At 41.9% G+C, this 935-nt stretch carries 1 protein-coding gene; it reads left to right on the top strand.

Going from position 1 to position 935, the window contains the following annotated elements:
* Positions 1–690: 690 nt before the first annotated feature.
* Positions 691–935, top strand: a 245-nt coding sequence (locus tag Q8G36_RS28555) for an IS110 family transposase (protein WP_305163135.1), incomplete at its 3' end; no start/stop codon positions are given.

The following is a 935-nucleotide window of genomic DNA, read 5'->3' as shown; positions in this document are numbered from 1 at the left end:
AGTTGATCTCGCTGAATAGAATCATGTTTAGAAAGCATCCTCATCACCTCAAGTTTTAATCCTTCTATTTTAAAACAAAAATGACTCCAGGCAAAAGTGTTCTATCTAAAAGGTAAGACAAAGTTGAATGGAACGGAAGGTACGAGACTCCTGCGGGAAAAGCGCGTCTAGGGGAGACCCCGCAGGCGAAAGCCGAGGAGGCTCCCCGACCGCCCGCGGAAAGCGAGTGCCTGAAGTGGAAATCAACGTCCAAATTGTACAAGCCATAAAAATAGACAAACTCGATTTTCATCGAGTTTGTCTACAGTCTGAAGGATCTTCAAACGAAGATCCTTTTTAGCTGCTTGTTCAATTAAAACGCCCGATTGCGGAAGAACAAAATAATGATAATAATTGCTACCTTTAGCTTCTTGAACTAACGCACCCGTTAGCCATCCATGAAGCGCAAAAATCAGCGCTTCACCACAGAGAATGAAAATGGTTCAGAACGGTCAATACTGATTCTACGGCTGGGAGAGGAAGGTCGATGAACTATGGTGCGTTAGAGCCCATCCGTTAGTCTGACTCCAACGACCAAGGTGCACCACTGACTGTCGCTCCCTTACGGGAAGCACACATGGTAGATTAATCCTATTCTGGTTTTTGCACCAGCCTCCAATTATATTGAGAGCCGTAGAAAGGATGTTTTCAATGGAAGTAGTGATTGAAAGAGCATGTGGTATGGATGTCCATAAGGACAATATTACTGCATGTATTATGACACCAGAAGGAAAGGAGATTCAAACGTTTTCAACAAAAACTGTTTTTCTAATACAGTTAGTGGATTGGATTAAACAGAATAACTGTACTCATGTTGCCATGGAGAGTACCAGTGTATATTGGAAACCTATTGTTAATTTATTAGAAGCTGAAGAGATTGAGTTTTTAGTTGTGAA

This window comes from Peribacillus frigoritolerans (assembly GCF_030676415.1).
Classification (GTDB): domain Bacteria; phylum Bacillota; class Bacilli; order Bacillales; family DSM-1321; genus Peribacillus; species Peribacillus frigoritolerans_A.
This window is presented reverse-complemented; position numbering and strand designations above follow the sequence as displayed.